The sequence below is a fragment of the Anaerococcus sp. genome, from assembly GCF_030825785.1.
Classification (GTDB): Bacteria; Bacillota; Clostridia; order Tissierellales; family Peptoniphilaceae; genus Anaerococcus.
In genome coordinates this window covers 1-26,074 of record NZ_JAPJPG010000007.1, presented here as the reverse complement: position 1 = coordinate 26,074, position 26,074 = coordinate 1, and the positions used below count along the sequence as shown (strand labels likewise).

Sequence of the window (26,074 nt, the reverse complement as noted above, 5' to 3'; positions counted from 1 at the left end):
ATGGCAAATAGTACAGATATAAGCGATTTTAGCGAACACATAGACAAAGAGATTACAAGCGGAATAGACGATAAGACTGTTAAACTAAGTAAAATTGTAGAAATCTTAGATCTAGAGATAGTTCATAAATCGAGTGATTTTGAAGAAATAGAGCTTGAAAGTGCGGAAGTTAATAGACCTGGTCTTCAACTTACAGGATACCTAGAAAAATTTCCTCACAAGAGGCTTCAATTGATAGGTTCAGTAGAATACACTTATCTCACAAGTCTGGATTCAAGGATGCAATATGAAAGATTTAGGGGCATTCTATCATATAAAATTCCAGCAATCATCTTTACTTATGACAAGGAAATAAATCAAGATATAGAAGATTTGTGTGATTACTATGATGTTACCCTATTAAGATCTCCACTAAAGTCCACAAGACTCATATCCAAGCTATCGGATGAACTGGAATATCAATTGGCTAAAACCAGTAATGTACATGGAGAGCTTTTAGAAGTATTTGGTGTAGGAGTCCTGATTATGGGCAAATCATCTGTAGGAAAGAGTGAAACAGCCCTTGATCTTGTAAATAGAGGACACAGACTTATTGCAGATGATATGGTCGACATTATTTCCGTAAATAATAGACTTTCTGGAATGTCGCCAGAAAATATAAGGCATTACATGGAAATAAGAGGTCTTGGAATAATTAATGTAAGAAGATTATATGGTTCAGGTTCGGTCAAAACATCAACAGAGATTGATATAGTAATAGAATTAGAACAATGGAAGGAAGACTATGAATACGATAGACTTGGTCTTGATGATCACTTTATAGAAATTCTAGGTGTAAAGGTTCCTCACATAGTAGTACCAGTTAGAGCTGGTAGAAATCTTGCGATGATTGTTGAAGTCGCCGCAATGAATCACAGGGAAAAAAATCTGGGTTACAATGCTGCAAAGGTTATGACTGACAATATCTTTAGACAAGCTGCAGGTAGAGAGCCAGATAATCCTGTAAACCACTCTATTATAGAGGAGGATAATAATTTCTGATGTAATTGTGGGCAAATCATGAATAATGACTAATGTAATTGCTAAGATTAACACAATTTATCAAAGGAAGATGTAATGCATATAATCTTAGCTAAAAACATAAAAAGTTCCAATTATCCCTTGACAATTCTTTCAATAAACTTTATACTTTAAGTAGTGTTAACGATATTTGTTACTAATATTATAGGAGGTCTTAAATGACAGTTAAAAGAGCTATGAAGACTATGGATGGTAACACAGCAGCAGCTCACGTATCATATGCGTTCACTGATGTTGCAACAATCTATCCAATCACACCTTCATCACCAATGCCAGAAGCAGTAGATGTTTGGGCTGCTAACGGCAGAAAAAATATTTTTGGTAGACCAGTTGAAGTAAAAGAAATGCAATCTGAAGCAGGTGCTGCAGGAGCAGTTCACGGAGCATTAGCAGCAGGAGCACTAACCACTACATATACTGCAAGTCAAGGATTATTACTAATGATCCCAAATATGTACAAAATTGCAGGTGAAAGATTACCAGGTGTATTCCACGTTGCAGCAAGAACACTTGCAACACACGCACTTTCAATCTATGGTGACCATTCAGACGTAATGGCAGCAAGACAAACAGGTTTTGCTATGCTTTGCGCTTCTTCAGTTCAAGAAGTAATGGACTTAGGTCCAGTTGCTCACTTATCAGCAATCAAGGGAAGCATCCCATTCGTAAACTTCTTCGATGGATTCAGAACAAGTCACGAAATCCAAAAAATAGAAGTTTGGGACTACAAAGACCTAGCTCCACTTGTTGATATGGAAGCTGTAAACAGATTCAAAAACAATTCACTAAACCCAGAAAGACCAAAAACAATTGGTACAGCTGAAAAGAACATCTTCTTCCAAAGAATGGAATCAAGCAACAATGCTTATGAAGATATCGTAGGTATAGCTGAAGACTACATGCACAAAATCAATGAATTAATCGGTACAAATTACGAATTATTCAATTACTACGGTGCAGATGATGCTGAAGAAATCATAGTAGCTATGGGTTCTGTATGTCAAGCAGCAGAAGAGACAATAGATGCCCTACTAGCTGATGGCAAAAAAGTAGGTATGATTGAAGTTCATCTATTTAGACCATTCTCTAAAGAACACTTACTAAAAGCAATTCCAAAAACAGTTAAGAAAATTGCTGTTCTTGATAGAACAAAAGAAAAAGGATCTATTGGTGAGCCACTACTACTAGATGTTAAATCAGCTTACTATGATCAAGAAGATAAACCACTAATCATCGGTGGTAGATATGGTCTTTCATCTAAAGATACAGTTCCAGCTGATATTGAAGCTGTATTTAAAAATCTTGCTGAAGATGAACCAAAAGAAGACTTCACAATCTCTATCAATGATGATGTAACACACAAATCACTTGAAAGAACAGACCTTAAGATTAGACAAGAAGGTACAACAAGATGTAAATTCTGGGGATTCGGATCTGACGGTACTGTTGGAGCTAATAAACAAGCTATCAAGATTATCGGTGATAACACTGACATGTACGCACAAGGTTACTTTGACTATGACTCAAAGAAATCAGGTGGTCTAACAGTTTCTCACTTAAGATTTGGTAAAGACCCTATTAGATCAACATACCTACTTGACGAAGCTGACTTTATGTCTTGCTCAAAGGTAGCTTATGTTAACCAATACGACCTACTTAAAGGTCTAAAAGACGGTGGTAAGTTCTTACTAAACTGTGCTTGGACAGATGAAGAATTAGAAGAACACCTACCAGCAAACATGAAACGCTACATTGCTGAACATGAAGTAGAATTCTACACAATAGATGCTTCTCACTTAGCAGCTGAAATTGGTCTAGGTTCTAGAACAAACATGATTATGCAATCAGCATTCTTCAAACTAGCTGACGTAATTCCATTAGAAGATGCCGTTAAATACCTAAAAGAATCTATAGTTAAGTCTTATGGTCACAAGGGTGATGACATTGTAAACATGAACTACAAAGCTGTTGATAGCGGAATCGATGCTATGCACAAAGTAGAAGTTCCAGAAGCTTGGAAAGATGCTGTTGATGAAAAGAAAGAAGAAAGAGAACTTCCAGAATTCATCAGAGAAATTGTTAAACCAATGCTTGAACAAAAAGAAGACGACATCCCTGTATCAGCATTCGTTGGTAGAGAAGATGGAGCTTTCGAATCAGGTACAACTCAATACGAAAAGAGAGGTATCGCTCTTAATGTTCCAGAATGGCAAATAGACAACTGTATCCAATGTAACCAATGTTCATACGTTTGTCCTCACGCAGTAATTAGACCTTTCTTAGTAACAGAAGAAGAAAAGGCAAACGCACCAGAAGGCTTTGAAACTAAAAAAGCTATTGGTAAGGGCATGGAAGGATACGAATTTAGAATCCAAGTTTCTCCATTAGACTGTACTGGATGTGGAAACTGTGCAGATGTATGTCCAGCTCCAGAAAAAGCTCTTCTAATGAAACCATTCGAAGATGAAGTTGAAAAAGAAAAAGATAATTGGTACTACGCTCACGAAGAAGTTGGATACAAAGAAGATGTTATGGATCCAATGACTCTAAAGGGAAGCCAATTCAAACAACCATTACTTGAGTTCTCAGGTGCATGTGCAGGTTGTGGTGAAACACCTTACGCTAAACTTGTAACACAACTATTTGGTGATAGAATGTACATTGCAAATGCTACAGGATGTTCATCAATCTGGGGAGCAAGTGCACCAGCTATGTCTTACACAAAGAACTCTTGTGGACAAGGACCAGCTTGGGGTAACTCATTGTTCGAAGATGCTGCTGAATACGGTTATGGTATGAAGCTTGCAGCAGATGCTAATAAGTCATTACTTGAAACATACATGAATAACTTCTTAGAACTTGGTCTTGATACACCATTTAACGAAGCATTCAAGGCTTGGTTAGAAGGTAAAGAAACTGTTAATACTTCTAAAGAAGCAACAGCTAAGATCATGAAACTAAAAGAAGAAACAGTAGATAGCGAAGAAGGTAAAGACCTACTTGATAAGATCTTCCAACTAAAAGATTACATGATTAAAAAATCTATCTGGATCTTTGGTGGTGATGGATGGAGCTACGATATCGGATTCGGTGGAGTTGATCACGTACTAGCAAGTGGTGAAGACATCAACATCCTTGTATTTGATACAGAAGTTTACTCTAACACAGGTGGACAATCTTCTAAAGCTACACCATTATCTGCAGTAGCACAATTTGCTGCCGCTGGTAAAAAGGTAAGAAAGAAAGACCTTGGTCTAATGATGACTTCTTACGGTTACGTATACTGTGCACAAGTAGCTATGGGTGCTAACCAAAACCAAACAATTAAGGCTCTAAAAGAAGCTGAAAGCTACAATGGTCCATCACTAGTAATAGCTTATGCACCATGTATCAACCACGGTATCAGAATCGGTATGGGTAAATCACAATACAGAGAAAAACAAGCTGTTGATGCTGGTTACTGGCACTTATGGAGATTTGACCCAAGACTTGCTGACGAGGGCAAAAATCCATTCCAACTTGATTCTAGAGAACCAAAAGAATCATTCCAAGAATTTATTCAAGGTGAAGTAAGATACTCATCACTAAAGAGATCCTTCCCTGAAACAGCTGATGAGCTATATGCTGAAGCAGAAAAAGCTGCTAAAGAAAGATATGAAACATATAAGAGATTAGCTGGAAAATAAGAATAAGATTTTCAAAAACCGTCATTAATTTGACGGTTTTTTCTATTATTCAATAATCTTTAGCAATTTTATTATAATTAATGTATCGTTTATGGTATAATCATTATAAAAAGGTAATAGACTTACTGATCATACTGGAGGTATCATGACTATTAAGTATGTTAATAATTTAGGAAAAGTAACCATTGATGATTCACTTATAAATAATATTACAGTAGCAAGTGTAATGCAATCTTATGGGGTTGTGGGTCTTGCTAGCCAATCTGCAAAAGATGGAATATATGAGCTTTTGAGAGTAAACAATATGCAAAAGGGAGTTAATATAAAGAGGCTAGACAATGGGACATTATCTATCAATATTTCCTTGTTTTTGAAATATGGTGTTAGAATTCCTGTAGTTTGTCAAAATATAATTGAAAATGTTAAATATAATGTTGAAAAGTCCCTTAAAGTAAGAGTTGCCGAAGTGAATATTTTTGTTCAAGGGATCAACAAATAGGAGTATAAATGAAAAGTATTGATGCAAATAAACTCCAACAAATGATTATTGGAGCTTATGAATATTTAGATGAAAACAAAGATTTGGTCAATGAGCTAAATGTATTTCCTGTACCAGACGGAGATACTGGTACAAATATGTTTATGACTATAAAATCAGGTCTTGATAAAGTTAATAAATCTGGATTATCTTCTGTTGAAGAATTATCTAAGGCACTTAGCCAAGGAACCCTAATGGGGGCGAGGGGAAACTCAGGTGTTATCCTATCTCAGCTAGTTCGTGGAATGTCTAAGACTCTCAAGGGGAAGGATATAATCTACGCTAATGATATTAGAGAAATATTTGAAAATGCAAGCAAAACAGCCTACAAGGCCGTTATGCAACCAACAGAGGGAACAATCCTTACTGTAGCTAATAAAATGGCCGAAAAAGCTAGTGAAGCATTCGAAGATGAAATAGAGTTAGATGATTATCTTATAGAAATTATTGGAGCGGGCCAAGTAGCTTTAGATAACACGCCTAAGCAACTCCCTGTTCTAAAAGAAGCTGGAGTAGTAGATTCTGGGGGACAAGGATTAATTTTCTTATTAAGAGGAGCATTAAATGCTCTAAATTCAAATATAGATAGGGATATTAATTTATCTAAAGAAAAAAATGATGATGACTTTACTTATAAGGTTGAATTTGAACTTGCTGGCAATGAAGAAAAACTCACTTCTTTAGATGAGAATCTTACAAGGATTACTAAAGATTATGAATCTATTTTAAATAAAGACACATTAAAATCATCTTTTAAGACTGACAGTCCGCAAAACATCGTTCAAATGATTCTAATGGAAGGTGTGATATTAAAAATTACAGTAGAAAATTTAAAGCCTGAAGTAGAAATTGTCGAGAAAAACGTAGATATTTCTGATAAGAAATATGGGTTTATTGCTGTATCTAGAGGTGAAGGATATAATGCTATCATGGAAAGTATGAACATAGATAAGGTTATTGCAGGTGGTCAGACAATGAATCCATCTACCGAGGACCTATATAAGGCAGTTGAAGAAATAAAGGCTGAAAATATATTTATTTTCCCAAATAATAAGAATATTATCATGTCTGCAAAGCAGGCTGCTGAAGTTTCAGATAAAAATGTATTCGTTGTTGAGACAAGATCAATACCTGAGGCCTTTAGTGCTATTCTTGAATTCGATGAAGCTATGAGTCCTGAAGAAAACCTCGAAAATATGAACGAAATTATAGAAGATATTCATATTGCCGAAGTTTCAATATCTATAAGGGATACAAGTGTTAACGACATAAAGATAAGAAAAGATGACTATATTGGAATACTTGATGGAAAAATTGTCGCAACTAATTCTTCGATAGAAAAAACCTGTGAGGAAACTATAGCAGATATTATAGAAGAAGACGATATTTCATTGATAACTATTTATTATGGTGAAGATATAGAAAAAAGGAGAGCTAAGGATTTTTCTAAGAAACTTTCTAAAAAATTCAAGGACGTGGACTGTGAATTAGTCTACGGTGGACAGCCAGTCTACTACTATACAATCACACTTGAATAATGGATTTGAAGGCTTTAAAGGGCATAGGAGATAAGAAGTGTAAGGACTTTAAGAGGCTTGGTATATCTTCTGTATCAGATCTTTATAATTACTATCCTCGAGAATATGAGGACAGGAGCAAGTTAAAAAGTATAGTCGATATAGACGATAACAACAAACATTATTTTGTCCGGAAAATTTCTAGTAGACTGTACCAGAAGAATTTTGGTAAAATGACTATTTCCTATATCTATGCCTTTGAAGAAAAATCGCAATTTGGAAATATAAGACTCATATGGTTTAATGACAGGTTTACCCCGAGAAGGCTTGTTAGAGGAAGGACATATAAGTTTTATACCTCAGTTTCTAAGAAGAATGCTTTTTATGAAGCTGGGAATCCTTTATTTTGTGAAATGGATGATGATGAGATAGGCTCAATTGCATCGATTTACCCTCTTACAAAGGGAATTAGTAATAAACAAATCAGGCAATTTATGATTCAAGCTTTGGCTTACTTTGATAGGAGAGAAGAAATTCTGTCCGATACTATATTAGAAGGATTCTCTCTAAATAAAAGATATGACAATCTTAAAGAGATTCATTTTCCCACGTCAGTCGAAGGCTTAACCAAGGCAAAGAGTCAGATCAAAATAGTGGACTTATTAAAAGACTTATGCTTTTTGGACTTTCTCAAAAGTAAAACTAAGTTTAGACAAGATATTGATCTTGCTTACAAGCTAGATGAGATTTTATCTGAGCTTTCATTCACACTCACCAGAAGTCAAAGAAGGGTTTTGGAAGAAATTTTGGATGATTGTAAGAGTGCTTACACAGCCAATAGACTCTTGGTTGGGGATGTAGGAAGTGGTAAGACAATAGTTGCTATAGTAATTATGATAATTTTTGCCCTAAACGGCTATCAATCAGCTATGATGGTACCAACTGAGATTTTGGCTATTCAGCAATTTGAAAAAAACATCGAGCTTTTTGATAAGTTTAATGTAAGTGCAGCCTTACTTACAGGAAGTAGCAAGGATAAGGATAAACTTAAAGAGGACCTTAAAAATGGTAAAATTGACATCCTTATTGGAACTCATGCAATCATAGTTGAAGATGTTGACTTTAATAATTTGAAGTTTGTCGTAAATGATGAGCAACACAGATTTGGTGTAAGCCAAAGGCAAATGCTGGCCCTAAAGGGCGATGCTGTAAATTATCTTACAATGACAGCGACTCCTATTCCAAGGACCCTGTCTCTTAAAATCTCAGAAATTATCGACTTATCTATAATAAACGAACTTCCCAAGGGAAGAAAGCCTATAAGGACAAGGCTTTTGGGATCTGATAAAATTGAAATCTTATATGAGAAGATAAATCAAACGATAAGAGAAGGCAGACAAATATATGTAGTTAGCAACAATATTGACTCTGATGATAAAAATTCTTTGGAAAATTTATATAAAATCTATAAGAAGAGATTTCCACGATATATGATAGCTATCCTTCATGGCAAGATGAAAGCTAAGGAAAAGGAAGATATCTTAGGAGATTTCAATAAGGGTAAAATTGATATATTGCTAGCAACTACAGTTATTGAAGTAGGTATAGATGTGGCCAATGCTAATACCATGGTAATATATAATGCCAATAATTTCGGTCTTTCAACCCTCCACCAGCTTAGAGGAAGAGTAGGTAGGGGTGATTATGAATCATACTGCTATTTAATTTCTGATAATCCCTCACCATCAAATAAATTAAATATCTTAGTAGAAAGTAATGATGGATTCGAAATAGCTAAGAAAGACTATGAACAAAGAGGTGGTGGCAAAATCTTATCTTATTTACAACACGGCAAGAATCTATCGACTGTAGATTTTCTTAATATGAGTAAAGATGAAATTGAAAAATGTTTTAAGATATATGAGAAGCTCAAAGTTAATAATTACGAAGGAATCGACCTTACATATGTCGATGAATATTTTAGAGAGAATAAAAGGATTATTTTAAACTAATGAGAGTAGTAGCAGGAAAATACAAGGGATTCATTTTACAATCTCCAAAGTCAAATACGTCTAGGCCTACTGATAATAAAGTAAAAGAAGCTATATTTGATATGCTTTACCCATTTAGGAAGGAATTCACTGCCTTGGACCTATTTTCTGGAACTGGACAGATGGGAATAGAGTTTCTATCAAGAGGAGCTCGTGAAGTAACATTTAACGAAAGAAATTCCTCTACTTTTTCTATCCTAAATAAAAATATAGAGAAAGTTAAGGCTTCTAATGTAAGTGTAGATAGGCTTGATTTTAAAAAAGCTTTGAAAAAATATAAGGATTGTAATTGTAGCTTTGACTACATATTTCTAGATCCACCTTATGAGGGCGATTTAGTAGAGCAATCTATTAAGCTAATATTAGAATATGAATTATTAGTCTATGAAGGTATAATAATAACAGAATCAGATAGAGAATTAGATTTTTCTTATATAAGAGAATTAACTCCTATTAAGGCAAAATCTTATGGAAGGAAACAAGTAAACATATATAAAGCAAATGAAAGTTATTTATCCAGGTAGCTTCGACCCATTGACTCTTGGACATGTTGATATAATCAAAAGATTATCAAAGATGTTCGACGAAGTTGTCGTAGCTGTATTAATTAATGAACATAAAAAATCAGTCTTTTCTCTAGAAGAAAGAGAAGCAATTATAAAAGATCAAATGATAAAAGATGGAATTGATAATGTAAGCATTTCATCTTTTGATGGATTGTTAGTGAACTTTGCAAAAGAAAACGACATTAAGATAGTTGCAAGAGGCTTAAGAGAAGTCACAGACTATGAGTATGAGAAAAACATAGCTATGTTTAATTCAAAACTAATGGATGGTCTAGAGACTATATTTCTTTTAAGCGATCCTAACTATTCCTTTATAAGCTCAAGTGGAGTGAGGGAAGTTGCAGCATTCAAGGGGGATGTTTCTTCTTTTGTAAGTAAAGAAGTAGAAGAGAGAATCAAAGAGAAGTTTCAATAAGGGGGATGTTATGGCACAAAATAAATTGATTAACTTGATTAATGAGATGGAAGATGTGATGGATGAATCATCATCTGTACCATTTTCGAGAAAAGTTTCTGTAGATCCAGATGAAATCTATGAATTATTAAATGAAATGAAAGATGCTTTACCAGAAGAGATCAAGCAAGCTCAATGGGTAACTGATGAGAAAGATAGAATCATTGGTGAGGCCAAGAGTGAAGCTGATAGCAGATTAAATGAAGCAGAAAATGAAATTAATAATATTAAAGAGCAAGCTAGAAATAAATTTAGACAACTAGTTTCAGAAAATGAAATAACTAGAGAAGCTAGGAATGAAGCGGAAAGGATAATTGAAGAAGCTAATATGGAAGCTGATAAGATTAGGCAACAATCTTATGCTTACGTAGATAGATTATTCCAAGGCTCTGTTGAAAACTTCAGTCAACTCGCTAACCAACTTGAGAAGAATAGAAGAACAATTCTAGAAAATAAATAAAACTTAACCTATGAAGCTAATTGGCCTCATAGGTTTTTTTAATTGTAATATTTCTCGTAAAATCTGAGTTGAGCTTTCTATCTATTAGAAGGGAGTAGAGCTTGCTTGCCCTTAGCATATTTTCATAAATAATAAGATCGTTTCTACTTAATTTTACAAGATCAGACTTTCTTATTACAATTTGTAAATCTCCCTTTATCTCTTTAAAAACGCTTGTAGTATTTTCGTTAAATGCAAGCACTTTAATGAAATCAAAATCAATTTCATTAAGACATTTCTCGTTATTTAGTATATAATTTAGGATAAGTCTGTTAATTCTTGCCTTAGTATTGCGTCTAGATACAGCAAGATCAATGAACTCATCGTAGCTAGGATTATCTTTTAACAAATCTCTAAAATAGTTATCTAAACCTTCTTCATAGCATAAGGAGTCCCTAATCGGAGATTCTTCGATCATTAATTTGTATTTAAAAATATCAAAAAGTTTTTCCTTGTTTGCTTGTTTGTAATTCTTTTGGAAGTCTTGTAATTTTTGGTAAGATGAATAAGGCATAAGATTTTTAATCTCGCCAGATAGATTCCTCCTTATGGATGTAGATGAGGCAAATTTTTCATCTTTTATATCAAGATCCTGGTTATTGGCTCCTATCCTTCTGATCGGAATTGGCTTGATATTTGGGTTAATTTTACTAATAGATCTCATATATTCAAGAGCTAGAATATTGTTAGAGCTAATGAAATCATTCCCTCCTAAGAAACTTTTTAGGGCAAGGTACCTTGCTTGTGTGAATGAATGTTTATTATTTAGATAGTGCTTAGTTAACTCTTCTAACTTTCCGTTATTATTTATTATTTTATCTGAAATTTCTAAGAATTTCTCACTATTTATATGCTCAATTCCAAAAGCCAGATAATCTATCTTTAATTTATTTAAAAGCTCTATTGATTTGTGAGAAAAGAATTCTGCTGATTGTAGAGATATAAAATTTGGCATCTCTATAACTAGGTCGAAGGCATTATCTAAGGCTACATCGGCTCTCGAATACTTATCAATAAGGCTCGCTTCTCCTCTTTGTACAAAATCGCCACTCATTAGGCTAATAGATACGTCTGCTTCTGTAATTTCCTTTGCCTTGTCTATTAAATATTTGTGTCCATTATGAAATGGATTAAATTCAGAAATAATTGCAAGTTTTTTCATAGTATCACCATATTAATTATACGTTAAAGAGACTAATAAATAAATTATAGAGTTAGCTAAAAAGCTAATAGTTTTAAAAATATTAGTTCATATGGTATAATAATAGAAGAAACATGCGTAGGAGGATATATGATTTCAGCAAATGATTTAAGAAAAGGCGTAACTTTTGTATATGATAATGACGTTTATCAAATAGTTGATTTTCAACATGTTAAACCAGGTAAGGGAGCGGCATTTGTTCGTGCAAAAATTAGATCTGTAATGAATGGTGGCGCTAAGGATGTTACCTTTAACCCAAATGAAAAGTTCGAACAAGCTGTAATTTCAACTAAAGAAATGTCATATTTATACAATGATGGCCAGCTATATTATTTTATGGACCCAGAAACATTTGAGCAAATAGGTATTGAATATGAAGCGGTTAAAGATGCAATCATTTATGTAAAAGAAAATGAGCCTGTTCAAATTAAATTCTATGAAGGTAAACCATTCCAAATTGAAGCACCTAACTTTGTTGAACTTAAGGTAGAAGAAACAGAGCCAGCTATTAAAGGTGATACAGCAACAAACGTAACAAAACCTGCAACAGTTGAGACAGGAGCAGTTATACAAGTCCCAGTTTTCGTAAATGAAGGCGACGTAATCAAAATCGACACAAGAACTGGAGATTACCTATCAAGAGTATAAGGAGCAAATAATGTCAGGAACTTTCATCAATGGATCAGTCAAGATAGCAGACGAAATTCTTGATCAAATAGCGGTAGCAGCAGCTAGTGATGTATATGGTGTTTACTGCGAAGATGATCAAGGTAAGTCTTTCAAATTCCACAAGAGAAATTCTAAAAGTAAAGTAAGAAAACACGGAGAAAACCTACATTTCACTCTAGATGTTAATTTTGATAGAAATATTAATGTTAGAAAGACAGTTAAGAAAATACAAGAAAATGTCAAAAATATAGTTGAAAATATGACAGGGATTTCCGTAACTAGAGTGGATGTAAATGTTGGTAATTTAGAAATATAATGAATAGGATTGAGCAGAGAGAGTGGGTTTTTAAACTCATCTACCAAGACAGTATTAGTAAAATTGAAGATATAGATAAGGTCTTAGAAGACTTAGATCTTACTGGTGAAGATTTTGTAAAAACATCCATATCATCTTTTCTAAATAACTTCTCTAGCATTGATGATAAACTTACTAGTAATCTCGACAATAAACACAAGAGATTATCTAAGGTAGTAAGATCAATTCTACACCTGAGCATTAACGAGATATATTTTATGAATATTCCAGTGTCAGTTTCAATCAACGAAGCTGTAAATCTAGCAAAGAAGTACTCAGATGAAGATGATTATAAGCTGGTAAATTCTATCTTAGGATCAATCGTTAGAAAAGATGGAAAATGAGAAAAGCGCTTAGTGTTAAACAGTTTAATGAATATTTTAAATCTAATATAAAACACGATCCTATATTCCAAAATCTTTATATAAATGGGCAATTATCGAACGTTAGGATCAATAATTCCCATTTATATTTTTCTCTAAAAGAAGAGAGGGATATCATAGACTGTGTCATCTATTATTATGAGGATAAGGATATAGATTTTTCTGTGGAAATAGGCAAGGATGTGCTGGTTAAGGGAACCGTACTTTTTAATAACTTCTCTTCTAGGATTGTTATTTCAGTTAATGAAATAAGAGAAAAAGGACTATCTCAAAAATATCTTGAATTTCTTCAAATGAAGGAGGAATTTAAGAAAAAAGGATATTTTGATCTAGAAAACAAAAAAGAAATTCCTAAATTACCTCAAAAAATCGGCTTAATTACTTCTGAAGAAGGTGCTGCTATTGTAGATTTTCTATCAGTCATCAATCAAAAGCCAAATGATATACACATATTTGTATCCCCTGTAAAGGTTCAAGGAGAGTCTTCTCCACTTATGGTAAAAAAGGCAATTGAAAGATTAGATAAAAAGGATCTTGATTTAATTGTTATCACAAGGGGTGGAGGATCTAGTGAAGATTTGTCTTCATTTAACGATAGCTTAGTAATTGATGCAGCATTTCTAGCCAAAACACCTATTATTTCGGCCATAGGTCACAAAATAGATCAGACACTTTTAGATTTAGTAGCGGATCTAAGTCTACAAACTCCAACAGAAGCAGGATCTTATGTAATCAAGAATTACTCCGATATTTATAAAGAGATGAAAAACATCGTCACTAAGATGGGTGAAATAACCTTATCTAAAATTAGGGATTATGAATATAGATTGCGTGAGACAGAAAAGATTCTAGATAGGAAGAGTCCTATAAGAGAAATTGATAAGAGAATAAATAGTCTTACTTATCTAAAAAAAGATTTAGATCTAAGATTAAGGTCAAACCTAGCATATAATGAGCAAAAACTAAGGCTTATGTCATCAGAGCTAAAGAGATTTAAGGATATAATAGAAATTGGAAAGAAGAATATTCATATCAAAGATGATATGGGTAATACAATATTTTCTAAGCATTCTCTTAAAAAATCTGATATTGCTTTTATAGAATTTAACGATGGAAAAGTGAAGGTGGAAGTAGTTGATTGATAAGTCAATAGAAGAAAATTTCAAAAAAATGGAAGAGCTCTTAGAAGAGTTAGAAAATAGCAAAGATAATCTCGATGAGAGTATTAAGATATATGAAAAAGCTAGTGATATATATATTAAGCTAGAAGAGAGATTGAGTGAGTATAAAGCAAAGGTAGAGACGATAACAAGTGATGAATGATACGATTTACGAAAAATATGAAAATAGACTAGCCTACAATAAGAGAATTATTGATGAGGAAATGGACGAGTATTTCTCTAAAGATTCTAAAATTAATGAAGCTATGCTTTATGCAGCTGATTCTGGTAAGAGAATTCGTGCAAGCTTATTCTTAGAAACTAGGAGACTACATACAAATGAAATCAGTAAAAACGATTTAATCTTTGCTTTAGCAATAGAGATGATTCAGGCTTACTCCCTTGTTCATGATGATTTGCCAGCTATGGATAATGATGATTACAGACGTGGAAAGGAAAGTGTTCACAAACATTTTGGCGAGGATTTGGCGATACTTACTGGAGATGCTCTCTTAAGTGAAGCAAGTATGCTTATGATGGATATTTCTATAGATGATCCAGCCTATCTTAAAGCAGCTTCTTATCTAATGAGAAGGGTTGGCAAAGATGGGATGATCAGCGGTCAAATATTAGACCTTAGGAGAAGAAAATCTTATGATGAAGACTTCTTAGTCGAAGTATATGATAAGAAAACAGGAGATTTCTTCAAGGGTGCTATTGTAGCAGCTGGTCTTGTTAATGGTTTTGATGATGAAATTATAGCTAGACTTGAAAGATATTCATATTATTTAGGCTTAGGGTTTCAGATTCAGGACGATTTATTAGAAGAAGACTTCAAAGATGAGATTAATATATTAAACTTAAAAGATCACGATACTAGTAAGAAATTTCTAGCTGAAATTAATGGTAAATGTAAAAAAGAAATTGAAGATTTAGAAAATAATGATTTTCTTTTATTTCTAATCGAATTTCTAACGAATAGAAAATATTAGAGGCGATTATGAAAAAGTATACAAGACAAAGATTAATTTTAGATATAATTCAAAACAACGACGTAAAGACACAGAGTCAATTGTCTGAGATGCTAAAAGATCACGGGGTCGATGCGACACAAGCTACTATATCTCGAGATATTAAAGAGCTTAGGATATCTAAAGTTCAAACTGATGATTATGAATACAAATATACAGTTGTTGATACAGTTTATGATACACTCACAGAAAGAATGGAAAAGATTTTCAAGGAATCCGTTTTATCAATAGAGAAAACTTCAGGACTGATTGTAATAAAGACAATTTCTTATTGTGCGACTGTATGCGGAGCCTATATTACAAACGAAAAGCTTGAAAATGTTGGTGGAATTGTTACTGGAATCGATACTATTTTTATTACTCCTACGTCAGAAGATACGATTGAGATATTAATAGAAGATTTGAGGAGTCTCATAAAATAATGCTTTTAGAGCTATTTATAGATAATTTTGTAATTATTAAAAGAAATCATATATATTTTGAAGAAGGTTTTAACGTCCTTACAGGCGAGACAGGTTCTGGAAAGAGCTTGATTCTACAAGCAATCAATCTTTGTTTAGGAGCAAGGGCAGATAAGGATAGTATTGGAAAATTTGCTGACAAGACTATTATAGAGGCAGTGTTTGAAGTTAACTCTGAGACTAAAGCAATACTTTGCGATATGGATGTATCTTTTGATGATGATAAACTTATAATAACCAGAACTATTGGCAAAAAATCATCAAGCATCAGAGTCAATGGGAGGATTACAAACCTTACAAGTTTAAAAGAAATTTCTCATATTTTGATAGATATATATAGACAAGGCGATAGTAATTCTTTTATGAATAGTACAAATTATCTAGATCTTATAGACAATTATACCAAGGATAATGAAAGCAAGATTTTAAGAGAAAGCTTAAATGACTCCTATCAGAGAAAATCTGAAATGTTAGAAAAGTTTGATAAATTAGATTTATCTGAAGAAGAGATTACTAGAGAAAGAGATTTAATAAATTATCAGATAAATGAGATTGAAGAAGTTGATATTTTCAACCTAGATGAGGAAAATTTAGACAGAGAATATCAAAAGCTAAACAATATTTCCTCTATCATGAACTCCTCTAATAAAATCAAAGAGTATCTTGATTCAAGCGAATTTGGCCAAGTATCATTAACTAGTATGATTAACGAGTGTATTTCAGAAATCAATTCCTATACTTATGTTGATGAAAAGATAGATGATATATATAAGAGTTTGGTAAATGTTTCAGAGCTAATAAATGACGTTTATCAAGATATAGATTCCTATGAATCATCACTAGAGCAAGATCCTGAGAGGATGTATGAACTAGATATGATAAATCAAACTCTCTTTAGCTTAAAGAGAAAATATGGGTCTACTATAGAAGATATTAAAGAATACTATAACAAGATAAGCATGAGAATTAAAGAACTCGAAGAAATAGAAGAATTGAGGACTAGCATAGACAAGGGTATCTCAAAAATAGAGAGGGAATTATCAGACTATGCTTCAAAATTAAGTGAAATTCGTAAAAATAAAAGTAAAGTCCTTGAGGCAGAAATAAACAAGGCTATAAAAGAATTGGATATCAAAAATGGTAAGTTCGAGATAGACATTGATAGAAAGAAAGGTCTTGGATCAAATGGATTCGATAATATTGAGTTTCTAATCAGTACTAACAAAGGCGATTGTCTAAAACCTCTATCAAAAACTGCTTCAGGTGGAGAGTTATCCAGAATTATGCTTGCCTTCAAGGAAGTATTTTCTGATGCAGATAGTGTAGACACCTTGATATTCGATGAAATAGATACTGGAATAAGTGGCAGAACTGCTCAAGTTGTGGGGGAGAAAATCCTAGATTTATCTAATAAGAGACAAATTATAGCGATAAGCCACTTACCTCAGATTGCATCTCTTGCGAATAACCATATACTTATCAAGAAAGAAGACGTTAAAGATTTCACTATAAGTAGAACAGAAAAGCTATCTAATGATGATCGCGTCTTAGAGATTGCAAGGATGATAAGCGGAGTAGATATTACATCTACAAGCAAAAAATCTGCGGAAGAAATGTTACAAATGGCGGAGGATTTAAGAAATGAATGAAGATAAATTTTATGAAAAGTCTATAAAATCTGATACTATCTATGATGGTAAGATTCTTAAGTTAAGAGTCGATACCGTTGAACTTGAAAACAAAAAGTATTCTAAAAGAGAAATTGTAGACCATCAAAAGGGTGTAGGAATTATAGCTTTTGATGACGAGGGTAAGTTGTGGATGGTTAAACAATACAGAAAAGCTATAGATAAAGTGACACTCGAGATTCCAGCAGGCCTAGTAGAAAGCAATGAACTACCTATAGAGACAGCTAAAAGAGAGCTCCAAGAAGAAATTGGATATTTTCCTGAAAATATCTCTTACTTATTCGACATGCATGCATCACCAGGTTTTACAAATGATAAACTATCGTTTTTTATAGCAAGTGGTCTGGTCAAATCTGAACTAGAACAAGATGAAGATGAAAATGTAATGGCTTATTCCTATTCTATCGATGATTTGTACAATATGATAGAAAATGGAGAACTTACAGATGCAAAAAGTATTATAGCTGTTTTATATGCGAAGAAAATCTTAAATGAGCGAGACTAGATTAAATATAGAACTTAAAGCCTTCACAGGCCCTTTTGATTTGCTTTTAAAATTAATTGAGAAAAAGAAAATAGATATTTACGATATAGAACTAGAAGAGATTACAAATTCCTACCTAGAAGAAATTAATAAACTAGATGAAAATATAGAAAATTTGTCGGAGTTTATATATATAGCATCTATACTATTGACTATTAAGGCCAATAAATTGTTGCCTAAAGATGAAAAAGATGACCTAGAAGAGGAATTTCTTTCTTATTTAATCTACTATAAAAAGATCAAATCAGTAGAAGATGAGTTTAAGGATATGGAAGAAGAAGCTAGGAAAATCTACAGTAAGTATCAAGAAGACCTAACTCAATTTGAAAAATATGAAGAAGTAAAAATAGATAAAGATATTAATATACTGACACAAGAATTTAGAAAATTGATGACAAATTTAAAGAAAAAGTCAGAGAAGTCTGTAGTCAAAAGCATAAAGCAAGAAGATGTAAATGATTATGTTGAGAAGATCAAAAAGACTTTGAATTTCACTAAAAAATTGGATTTATCTTCTTTAACTGATAGGATCAAAAATAAGGCTGAGTGTATAGCTACATTCTTAGCACTTCTGGAATTAGTAAAACTAAAGGAAATAACTTTAGAGGCTAAGGGTCTAAATTCTTTTGTAGTTATAAAGAGGTAATATGGATAAGGAATATCTTAAAGGACTAATAGAAGAAATTTTATATATATGGGCAGAACCAATAGACTTGGAAGACCTTTCCGCAATAATTTACGACTCTAATAAAAAAGAGATTCAAATAACTTTAGATGAAATGATTGAGGAGAGAAATTCTAGGAAATCAGGCTTAATTATTAGAAAATTCGATAAGTCTTATCAATTCACCACGAGAGAATGCCATGACAGGTATTTTGAAAAAGTAATAAAAAAATCTGAAAAAAAGCTGTCAACTTCAACTTTGGAGACCCTTTCAATTATCGCTTACAAACAACCAATTACTAGAGCCGAGATTGATAAGATAAGGGGAGTAAATTCCCAATCGACCATCGATTCTTTAATGGCTAGGGGATTAATTAAAGAAAATGGAAGGTTGGATAAGATTGGAAAGCCTATTATTTACGTGACAACAACAGAATTTCTTAAGTATTTTAATATCACTTCCTTAGAAGAATTGCCGGAAATCAACTTAGATGGAGACGATTATGAGGATTAATAAGTATATAGCAAGATGCGGATACACTTCAAGGAGAAAAGCCGATGATCTTGTCAAACATGGTAAGGTTAAAGTTAATGGCAAGCTTACATATGAGCTAGGTCTTGATATAAAAGACTCTGATATTGTGGAAATAGATGGAGAGCTTCTTCAAATAGAAGAAAAAATCTACATCAAATTATATAAACCAAGAGGATATATTACCAGTAACTTCGATCCTTATAACAACCGAGATCTTAATGATTTAGTAAAAACTGATCAAAGATTTTTTGCTGCAGGAAGACTTGATAAGGATAGTGAGGGTCTATTAATTATTACAAACGATGGTATCTTTACTAATCAAATAATTCATCCTAGCAAGAAGCTAGATAAGACTTACATAGTTAGGGTTACTAGATTATTAAACAAGAAAGATTGTCAAAGATTCGAATCTGGGCTTGATATAGGAAATTCAGAAATAACTTCTGATTCTAGGATAGAACTCATTGATAAGGCTAGTAAAACTTACAAAGTTACTATTCATCAAGGATATAAGAGGCAGATTAGAAGGATGTTTGCTCAATTTTCAAGTGAGGTGACAATGCTTAAAAGAATCAGCATAGGACCTATTGAACTTAGCGATATGAAGCCTTATGAGAAAAGAAAGTTTGATCAGGCTGAGATGGATTTTGTAAGAAAAACTAGGGGATAGGGGTCTATCTCTTTTTTTATGGTAAAATTTATATATGAGAAATATTGGAATAATAGGTGCAGGTCCAGCGGGGGTCTTTGCAGCTATAAATATAAAAAATGAAAATAATGAAGTCTACTTACTAGATAAAAACAATAATATCGGTGAGAAGTTAAAAATTACAGGTAATGGAAGATGTAATGTAACAAACGCTAATTACTATGATGAATTTATGGAAAATATTATTAGGAATAGAAATTTCTTTTATTCTTCATTTTCTAGATTTGACAATTTCTCTATGATTGATTTCTTAAATAAGGAAGGTGTAGAAACGATAGTAGAAGATGATGGGAAGGTATTTCCTAAATCTTCAAAGTCGAGTGAAATTATTCTTTTATTTGAAAGTTTGATTAGAAAAAAACGAATTAAATACCTTCCTAATACTACAGTTGAAAATATAGAAAAGACAGATTGTTTTGTAGCAAATACAGCTGGGAAAAAATACAAATTCGATAGCCTCATTATTGCAACTGGTGGTCTAACTTATCCCAAAACAGGATCGACCGGTGATGGGTATAACTTTGCTCAAAGTTTTGGCCATAAGATAATCAAAGCAAAAGCATCTCTTATGCCATTATATTTAGAGAATAGATTAGATGTAAAGGCGCTAAGCTTGACCAATAAGAAACTTATCTTAAGGGCGAAAGAAAAATCTTATGAGATCATAGGAGATATAATGCTTACTCCAAACTTTATTACAGGACCAGCTGCCCTTAAAATTCAAGCTCTTGCGGCAAGAGATCAACTAGAGAGCTTGTCAATAGATTTTCTTCCTGACTTAACATATGATATGCTCGATACAAAACTCATATCCTTATTTGAAAGGAATAGTAAAAAGAATATATCAAATGTTTTAAATATACTACTAAATGATCAATTGACATCAATTGTAATTGATAGACTAAAAATTAAAAGAGACATTAAAGCAAGTACAATCACTCGAGAACAAAGAAAAAGAATCTTGGAATTAATAAAAGATTTTGGTTTTAAAATAAGGCAAAAAGAAAATTTTAATAATGCTGTAATTACTAGTGGAGGAGTGGATCTAAAAGAAATTAATCCTAAAACAATGGAATCAAAACTAGTCAATGATCTATACTTCATAGGAGAAGTCCTGGATATTGACGCTTTAACAGGAGGTTTCAACTTGCAGATTGCCTTTACTACAGCCTACGCAGCAAGTCTTGATATAAAGGAGAAGGTATGACATATATAATCGCACTTGATGGACCAAGTGGCTCTGGCAAATCGACCATTGCCCAGAAATTATCTGATAGGTTAGGGATTGAATATTTAAACACCGGTTCTATGTATAGAGCAGTTACCAAATATTTCTTAGACAATGAAATAAAAGAGGTAGACTTAGACAGAATACTTAAAAATTTAGAAAATATTCAAATTGATTTTAATGAGGGAGCAATCTTTCTTAATGGCGATGACGTTAGTAGTGAAATAAGAAGTGATAAAGTCACTAAAAACGTATCATGGGTTTCAGCTAATGAAGATGTTAGAAGAAAACTTGTAGATATGCAAAGACAAATTGCTCAAAATACTAGTTTTATTCTAGATGGTAGGGATATAGGTACGGTAGTTTTTCCTAATGCTAAGTACAAGTTCTTCCTAACAGCCAGTCCAAGAGTAAGAGCTATGAGAAGATTTGAACAAAACGAATCTAATTTAAGTCTAGATAAATTAGAAAAATCTATCATAGCAAGAGACGAGTATGATTCTAATAGAGAAACTTCTCCCTTGAGAAAGGCAGAAGACGCTCATTTGATTGATAACTCTGACTTAAATATAGAAGAGACTATAGATGCGATTTTAGATATAATGGATAGAGAAGATGTTATATAATTTTTTTGTAGTGCTTTTAAAAATAATCTGTATACCAATATTTAGGATAAGGGTTAAGGGTCTTGAAAATATTGAAGAAACTGATAAAGTTATCGTATGCGCCAACCATAAGTCTTTGTTGGATCCGATATTTTTAGCAGTAAGTTTACCTCAAAGAATCTATTTTATGGCGAAAAAAGAACTTTTTGATAAGCCTTTTGTAGGTGGATTTCTAAAAGCTCTTGGAGCCTTTCCAGTAGATAGATTTGGGCGTGACTTAAAAGCTTTGAGGGCTTCTGTAGCCTTGGTTAATGAGGAGAAGATTCTTGGGATTTTTCCTGAAGGAACTAGGGTTAAGGAAGCTAAGAGAGAAAATGTAAAAGATGGTGTGGCATTTATCGCCCTAAAAGCTAAGGCAGATATTATGCCAATAGAGATAATTTCTACTTACAAACCATTTAGAAGAAGTGAAATTTTGATAAAAAAACCTGTAGCTGTTAACGAATTCGCTTCTTTAAAAAACAAAGAGGCTATGAAGAAGATGACAGATAGGGTTTATGATAAAATCTATGAGCATCACACAATTGTGGAAAGTGAGAATCAATGGAAATAATTATTGCAAATTATTCAGGATTTTGCGGTGGTGTAAGAAGGTCTGTGGAGCTTGCCGAAGAAGCTATAAAGAAGGAAGGCAAGCGCTACTGTGTAGGGCCTTTGATACATAATCCGCAATTAGTCGAGAAATTAGAAAATGAAGGACTAGAAGTTGTTGATAAAAAAGAAGCTCTAAAGATAAAGAATTCTACAATTCTTATAAGGGCGCACGGAGAAAGTGCCGACTTTAAAGAAAGACTTTTAGCAAACGGTAACGAAGTAGTGGATGCTACTTGTCTAGTACTAAACAATATATACAAAAAGATTGTAGAAAAAGAAAATGATGGATACCAGGTGGTTATTGTTGGAGATAAAATGCATCCCGAAATAATTGCTATGGAATCTTTCCTAAACAATGGTATAATAGTTTCAGATGAGACTGAAGCAAAAAATATAAAATGTAATGACAAGCTTTATGTTGTTAGTCAAACTACAAATAGGCTTGATTATTTTTATGATATTGCTAACAAGTTAAAAGAAAATAATGATAGTGTAGTAATAGAAAACACAATATGTAAAGCAACTGAAAATAGGCAAGAAGCAGCCAAATCCTTAGCTAAGGAAGTTGATTGCATGATTGTAGCTGGTGGTTTTAATAGTTCTAATACAAATAAGCTATATCAAGTAGCTGATCTGTATTGTAAAAATGTTTTTAGGATTGAAACTGTTAAAGATCTACCTTTGCAAAAGCTCTCTAAATTTAAAAAAGTTGGTATAATCGCAGGTGCCTCTACACCTGATGAGATTATCGAGGAGGTAGTAAGTAGTATGGATGAATTCACAAAAGAAGAATTTATGAACAGTCTAGAGGATAGTTTAAAGAAGATTTACCCAAAGGAAATCGTAAAGGGTACAGTTATTGATGTTAAGGATGATGAAGTATTCGTTGACATTCAATTTAGAGCTGACGGGATTATCAAACTAGACGAAATGACAGAAGAAGAAGCAAAAGATCCAAAAAACAGTTTTAACGTAGGTGATGAGATTGACGTATTCGTTATCAAATTAGATGACGGTGAAGGCAACGTTTCACTTTCTACAAGAAGAGTTGAAGGAATGAAGGTATGGAAAGACCTAGCAGAAAAGGCTGAAAATGACGAGTTAGTTCACGGAGTAGTAAGTGGATTCAACAAGGGTGGTCTTACTGTTAATGTTGAAGGAATAAATGGATTTGTTCCTGCAAGCCAAATCGCAACATACTTTGTTAAAAACTTCAAGAAATTCGTTGGAGAAGAGTGGGATCTAAAAATCATCAGCATCGATGAAAGAAAAAATAGACTAGTTCTTTCTAGAAAAGAAGTAGTTGAAGATGAACTTGACGGACTATGGGAAGAACTTGAAGAAGGACAAGTAGTAACTGGAAAAGTCGCAAGACTTACAGACTTCGGTGCCTTCGTTGAAGTGAATGGTCTTGATGGACTCCTACACGTATCAGACATCGCTTGGAGCAGAGTTGAACACCCATCTGATGTACTAAACGTTGGTGATGAAATCGAAGTTAAAATCCTAAAATTAAATCAAGAAAAGAACAGAATTTCTCTTGGACGTAAACAACTTCTAGAAAAACCATTTGAAGCATTCGTTAACCAACACGAAGTTGGTGATGTTGTAACAGGTAAGGTTGTTAACCTACTTGACTTTGGTGCGTTTGTTGAAGTAGCAGACGGAGTTGAAGGACTAGTTCACGTTTCAGAAATTTCATGGGAACATGTTGAAAAGCCATCTGATGAGCTTAACGTTGGTGATGAAATCGAAGTTAAGATCATAAGCATCGATACAGATGAAGAAAAAGTTGGCCTAAGCATTAAAGCTCTTAAGGAAGCTCCAGAAAGATCAGAAAGAAGAGCTAAGAGACCTCAAAGAAACAATGATAGACCAAGAAGAAGACTAGAAAGAGATAATTCTGCTTCATTTGGTGATGACGATCTAAATAACAATTTAGGTAACCTACTAGAACAAGCATTATCTGAACAAGGTAATGAAGGATTACTAGAAGGCGAAGACGAATAAATCTTAGAAGACTAAGAGGAGATGATTAACTCATCTCCTTTTTTCATGATTGGAGTAATATGCAAGTTAAAGAAAAATACAAATATTATTTTAAGGACAAAACATACAATATAACAACCTTTGGTTGTCAAATGAATGAGCACGATTCTGAAAGAATATCTTATATACTTGAAGATTTAGGATATACAAAGACAGAAGATAGATCAAGTGCAGATTTTATATTATTTAACACCTGCCTGGTAAGAGAAAATGCTGAGCTAAAGCTATACGGTCAAGTCTCTTCCCTTAAGAAACTAAAGAAAGAACATCCCGAAAAAATCATCGCCGTATCAGGGTGTATGATGCAAACATCAACCGCAAGAGAAGTAATTATCAAAGACCATAAGGAAGTAGATATTATCTTTGGTACAAAAAATATCAACTCCCTAAGAGATCTTATATTTAGATATCTAGAAACAAATGAGAGAGTTATAGATATTTCTACAGATGATGTAAAGGATGATTATGTAAATTATAATACCTTAAATGAGTTCCAAGCCTTTGTAAATATTATGACAGGTTGCGACAATTTCTGCTCTTATTGTATAGTTCCTGAATCAAGGGGAAGGGAAGAGTCAAGAAGGCCTTCTGCAATTCTTGCTGAAGTGGAGCATCTTGTTGAAGAAGGATACAAGGAGATAACTCTTTTAGGACAAAATGTAAACTCCTACGGCAATAAGGCTGATTTTGATATGACCTTCCCACAACTTTTGGAAAAAATTAGTCAGATTGAAGGTCTTAAGAGATTGAGATTTACTACAAGCCATCCCAAAGATTTATCAGATGAGCTAATAGAAGTCATAAAAAATAATGATAACATATGTAATTACTTCCACTTACCTTTACAATCAGGCTCAAGTAAGATCCTAAAAGATATGAATAGAAAGTATGATCAGGAAAAATATATCGAAAGAGCGAAGAAATTAAGGGAAGAGATTCCAGGGATTGCGATCTCTACAGATATTATTGTAGGTTACCCAACTGAAACTGAAGAGGATTTTAAGGAGACTCTAAAGGTATGTAGAGAAATAGAATTTGATTCAGCCTTCACCTTTAAGTATTCACCTAGACCAAAAACAAGGGCAGCAAAGCTAACTCCTATTGATGAAGAAATAGTTCAAGATAGGTTTGATAGATTATTAGATACGATTTATCCAATATTTAACGAGAAGAATAAAGAATATATAGGAAAAACCGTAGAAGTCCTCTTAGAATCGGAAAGCAAAAACAATCCTGATATCCTTACAGGTAGAACTGACACCTTTAAGTTAGTCCACGTTAAGGCTAGCAAAAAATTAATCGGAGAAATTGTAAAGGTCAAAATTACAGATAATACATCGTTTACAATTTCAGGAGAGCTTGTAGAATAGATAAAAATAGACAAAGCTTAATAAATTTCATTTAAGTTTTGTCTATATTTGAAAAAGATTTCCGAAAACTTGTATTTATCAATACTTTATAGAGATTATTTTTTATGCTTTTAAATGTTGAGTGCAAGTGATAAAATAAATATGTATCAAAAGAAAGAGGTTGTTATGAGAGATGTGACTGTTAAAGCGAAAGCAAAAATGGGAAAGCTACCCAGCGACGATCTCTATAATAAATTAATTCATGAGAGCAATTTGGAAAGAAAAATAGGATTGCTTAAAGAGCACTATGATTTTCTAAATAATGAGACTGGCAAAAAGGAAGTCGAATTAAAGGTAGTTAGGAATTTCTATGATGAATTAAAAAGTTTAGATTTTTT

At 33.0% G+C, this 26,074-nt stretch carries 26 protein-coding genes and 1 pseudogene; 26 read left to right on the top strand and 1 reads right to left on the bottom strand.

Features of this window, described 5'->3' with window-relative positions; genetic code table 11:
• From hprK to RCH56_RS01950, 8 genes are all read left to right on the top strand, one after another.
• The gene (gene hprK / locus RCH56_RS01985; RefSeq protein ID WP_306483323.1) at positions 1-1,041 is read left to right on the top strand and encodes an HPr(Ser) kinase/phosphatase; all 1,041 of its coding nucleotides are present in this window, start codon (positions 1-3) and stop codon (positions 1,039-1,041) included.
• A 197-nt stretch (positions 1,042-1,238) separates the two neighbouring features.
• On the top strand, positions 1,239-4,766 hold the full coding sequence (gene nifJ, locus RCH56_RS01980; protein WP_306483322.1) for a pyruvate:ferredoxin (flavodoxin) oxidoreductase: 3,528 nt from the start codon (positions 1,239-1,241) through the stop codon (positions 4,764-4,766).
• Between the two features lie 145 nt (positions 4,767-4,911).
• A complete protein-coding gene (locus tag RCH56_RS01975) occupies positions 4,912-5,265 on the top strand; it encodes an Asp23/Gls24 family envelope stress response protein (protein ID WP_306483321.1) in 354 nt (117 codons plus the stop codon).
• Between the two features lie 8 nt (positions 5,266-5,273).
• The gene (locus tag RCH56_RS01970; RefSeq protein WP_306483320.1) at positions 5,274-6,842 is read left to right on the top strand and encodes a DAK2 domain-containing protein; all 1,569 of its coding nucleotides are present in this window, start codon (positions 5,274-5,276) and stop codon (positions 6,840-6,842) included.
• The gene (locus RCH56_RS01965) at positions 6,842-8,833 is read left to right on the top strand and encodes an ATP-dependent DNA helicase RecG (protein ID WP_306483319.1); all 1,992 of its coding nucleotides are present in this window, start codon (positions 6,842-6,844) and stop codon (positions 8,831-8,833) included. The genes RCH56_RS01970 and RCH56_RS01965 overlap by 1 nt, the downstream gene beginning before the upstream one ends.
• Positions 8,833-9,396: a 16S rRNA (guanine(966)-N(2))-methyltransferase RsmD gene (gene rsmD, locus RCH56_RS01960; protein ID WP_306483317.1), complete on the top strand. Its 564-nt coding sequence runs from the start codon at positions 8,833-8,835 to the stop codon at positions 9,394-9,396. Before RCH56_RS01965 ends, rsmD begins: the two co-directional genes overlap by 1 nt.
• On the top strand, positions 9,374-9,853 hold the full coding sequence (gene coaD / locus RCH56_RS01955; protein ID WP_306483316.1) for a pantetheine-phosphate adenylyltransferase: 480 nt from the start codon (positions 9,374-9,376) through the stop codon (positions 9,851-9,853). The genes rsmD and coaD overlap by 23 nt, the downstream gene beginning before the upstream one ends.
• A 10-nt stretch (positions 9,854-9,863) precedes the next feature.
• The gene (locus RCH56_RS01950; protein ID WP_306483315.1) at positions 9,864-10,352 is read left to right on the top strand and encodes an ATPase; all 489 of its coding nucleotides are present in this window, start codon (positions 9,864-9,866) and stop codon (positions 10,350-10,352) included.
• Positions 10,353-10,368: 16 nt separating this feature from the next.
• On the opposite strand, the gene RCH56_RS01945 is transcribed toward RCH56_RS01950, so the two are convergent.
• Positions 10,369-11,553: a nucleotidyltransferase family protein gene (locus RCH56_RS01945; RefSeq protein WP_306483314.1), complete on the bottom strand. Its 1,185-nt coding sequence runs from the start codon at positions 11,551-11,553 to the stop codon at positions 10,369-10,371.
• Positions 11,554-11,682: 129 nt separating this feature from the next.
• Between RCH56_RS01945 and efp the strand changes: the two genes are divergently transcribed.
• From efp to RCH56_RS01855, 18 genes and pseudogenes are all read left to right on the top strand, one after another.
• Positions 11,683-12,240 (top strand): elongation factor P, encoded by a 558-nt coding sequence (gene efp, locus RCH56_RS01940; RefSeq protein WP_015777965.1) that lies wholly within the window; start codon positions 11,683-11,685, stop codon positions 12,238-12,240.
• Between the two features lie 10 nt (positions 12,241-12,250).
• Complete coding sequence (locus RCH56_RS01935; RefSeq protein WP_306483313.1) at positions 12,251-12,577, top strand: Asp23/Gls24 family envelope stress response protein; 327 nt, start codon at positions 12,251-12,253, stop codon at positions 12,575-12,577.
• Complete coding sequence (locus RCH56_RS01930) at positions 12,577-12,960, top strand: transcription antitermination factor NusB (protein ID WP_306483312.1); 384 nt, start codon at positions 12,577-12,579, stop codon at positions 12,958-12,960. Before RCH56_RS01935 ends, RCH56_RS01930 begins: the two co-directional genes overlap by 1 nt.
• Positions 12,957-14,141, top strand: a complete 1,185-nt coding sequence (gene xseA / locus RCH56_RS01925; RefSeq protein WP_306483311.1) for an exodeoxyribonuclease VII large subunit — start codon at positions 12,957-12,959, stop codon at positions 14,139-14,141. Before RCH56_RS01930 ends, xseA begins: the two co-directional genes overlap by 4 nt.
• A complete protein-coding gene (gene xseB, locus RCH56_RS01920) occupies positions 14,134-14,322 on the top strand; it encodes an exodeoxyribonuclease VII small subunit (RefSeq protein ID WP_306483310.1) in 189 nt (62 codons plus the stop codon). The genes xseA and xseB overlap by 8 nt, the downstream gene beginning before the upstream one ends.
• A complete protein-coding gene (locus tag RCH56_RS01915) occupies positions 14,315-15,151 on the top strand; it encodes a polyprenyl synthetase family protein (protein WP_306483309.1) in 837 nt (278 codons plus the stop codon). The genes xseB and RCH56_RS01915 overlap by 8 nt, the downstream gene beginning before the upstream one ends.
• An 8-nt stretch (positions 15,152-15,159) precedes the next feature.
• Complete coding sequence (locus tag RCH56_RS01910; protein ID WP_306483308.1) at positions 15,160-15,612, top strand: arginine repressor; 453 nt, start codon at positions 15,160-15,162, stop codon at positions 15,610-15,612.
• The gene (gene recN / locus RCH56_RS01905) at positions 15,612-17,300 is read left to right on the top strand and encodes a DNA repair protein RecN (protein ID WP_306483307.1); all 1,689 of its coding nucleotides are present in this window, start codon (positions 15,612-15,614) and stop codon (positions 17,298-17,300) included. Before RCH56_RS01910 ends, recN begins: the two co-directional genes overlap by 1 nt.
• Entirely contained in the window at positions 17,293-17,844 is a 552-nt protein-coding gene (locus tag RCH56_RS01900) for an NUDIX hydrolase (protein WP_306483306.1), read from the top strand. Before recN ends, RCH56_RS01900 begins: the two co-directional genes overlap by 8 nt.
• A complete protein-coding gene (locus RCH56_RS01895; protein ID WP_306483305.1) occupies positions 17,831-18,529 on the top strand; it encodes a ScpA family protein in 699 nt (232 codons plus the stop codon). The genes RCH56_RS01900 and RCH56_RS01895 overlap by 14 nt, the downstream gene beginning before the upstream one ends.
• A 1-nt stretch (position 18,530) precedes the next feature.
• Positions 18,531-19,061 (top strand): SMC-Scp complex subunit ScpB, encoded by a 531-nt coding sequence (gene scpB, locus RCH56_RS01890; RefSeq protein ID WP_306483304.1) that lies wholly within the window; start codon positions 18,531-18,533, stop codon positions 19,059-19,061.
• Complete coding sequence (locus RCH56_RS01885) at positions 19,051-19,752, top strand: pseudouridine synthase (protein ID WP_306483303.1); 702 nt, start codon at positions 19,051-19,053, stop codon at positions 19,750-19,752. Before scpB ends, RCH56_RS01885 begins: the two co-directional genes overlap by 11 nt.
• A gap of 34 nt (positions 19,753-19,786) precedes the next feature.
• Positions 19,787-20,998: an NAD(P)/FAD-dependent oxidoreductase gene (locus RCH56_RS01880; RefSeq protein ID WP_306483302.1), complete on the top strand. Its 1,212-nt coding sequence runs from the start codon at positions 19,787-19,789 to the stop codon at positions 20,996-20,998.
• On the top strand, positions 20,995-21,645 hold the full coding sequence (gene cmk / locus RCH56_RS01875) for a (d)CMP kinase (RefSeq protein WP_306483301.1): 651 nt from the start codon (positions 20,995-20,997) through the stop codon (positions 21,643-21,645). The genes RCH56_RS01880 and cmk overlap by 4 nt, the downstream gene beginning before the upstream one ends.
• Positions 21,635-22,237: a 1-acyl-sn-glycerol-3-phosphate acyltransferase gene (locus tag RCH56_RS01870; RefSeq protein ID WP_306483300.1), complete on the top strand. Its 603-nt coding sequence runs from the start codon at positions 21,635-21,637 to the stop codon at positions 22,235-22,237. The genes cmk and RCH56_RS01870 overlap by 11 nt, the downstream gene beginning before the upstream one ends.
• The gene (locus tag RCH56_RS01865) at positions 22,228-24,288 is read left to right on the top strand and encodes a bifunctional 4-hydroxy-3-methylbut-2-enyl diphosphate reductase/30S ribosomal protein S1 (protein ID WP_306483299.1); all 2,061 of its coding nucleotides are present in this window, start codon (positions 22,228-22,230) and stop codon (positions 24,286-24,288) included. Before RCH56_RS01870 ends, RCH56_RS01865 begins: the two co-directional genes overlap by 10 nt.
• Before the next feature lie 59 nt (positions 24,289-24,347).
• On the top strand, positions 24,348-25,697 hold the full coding sequence (gene miaB, locus RCH56_RS01860; protein ID WP_306483297.1) for a tRNA (N6-isopentenyl adenosine(37)-C2)-methylthiotransferase MiaB: 1,350 nt from the start codon (positions 24,348-24,350) through the stop codon (positions 25,695-25,697).
• A gap of 165 nt (positions 25,698-25,862) precedes the next feature.
• Positions 25,863-26,074, top strand: a pseudogene (locus RCH56_RS01855) (ATPase); the annotation flags it as partial.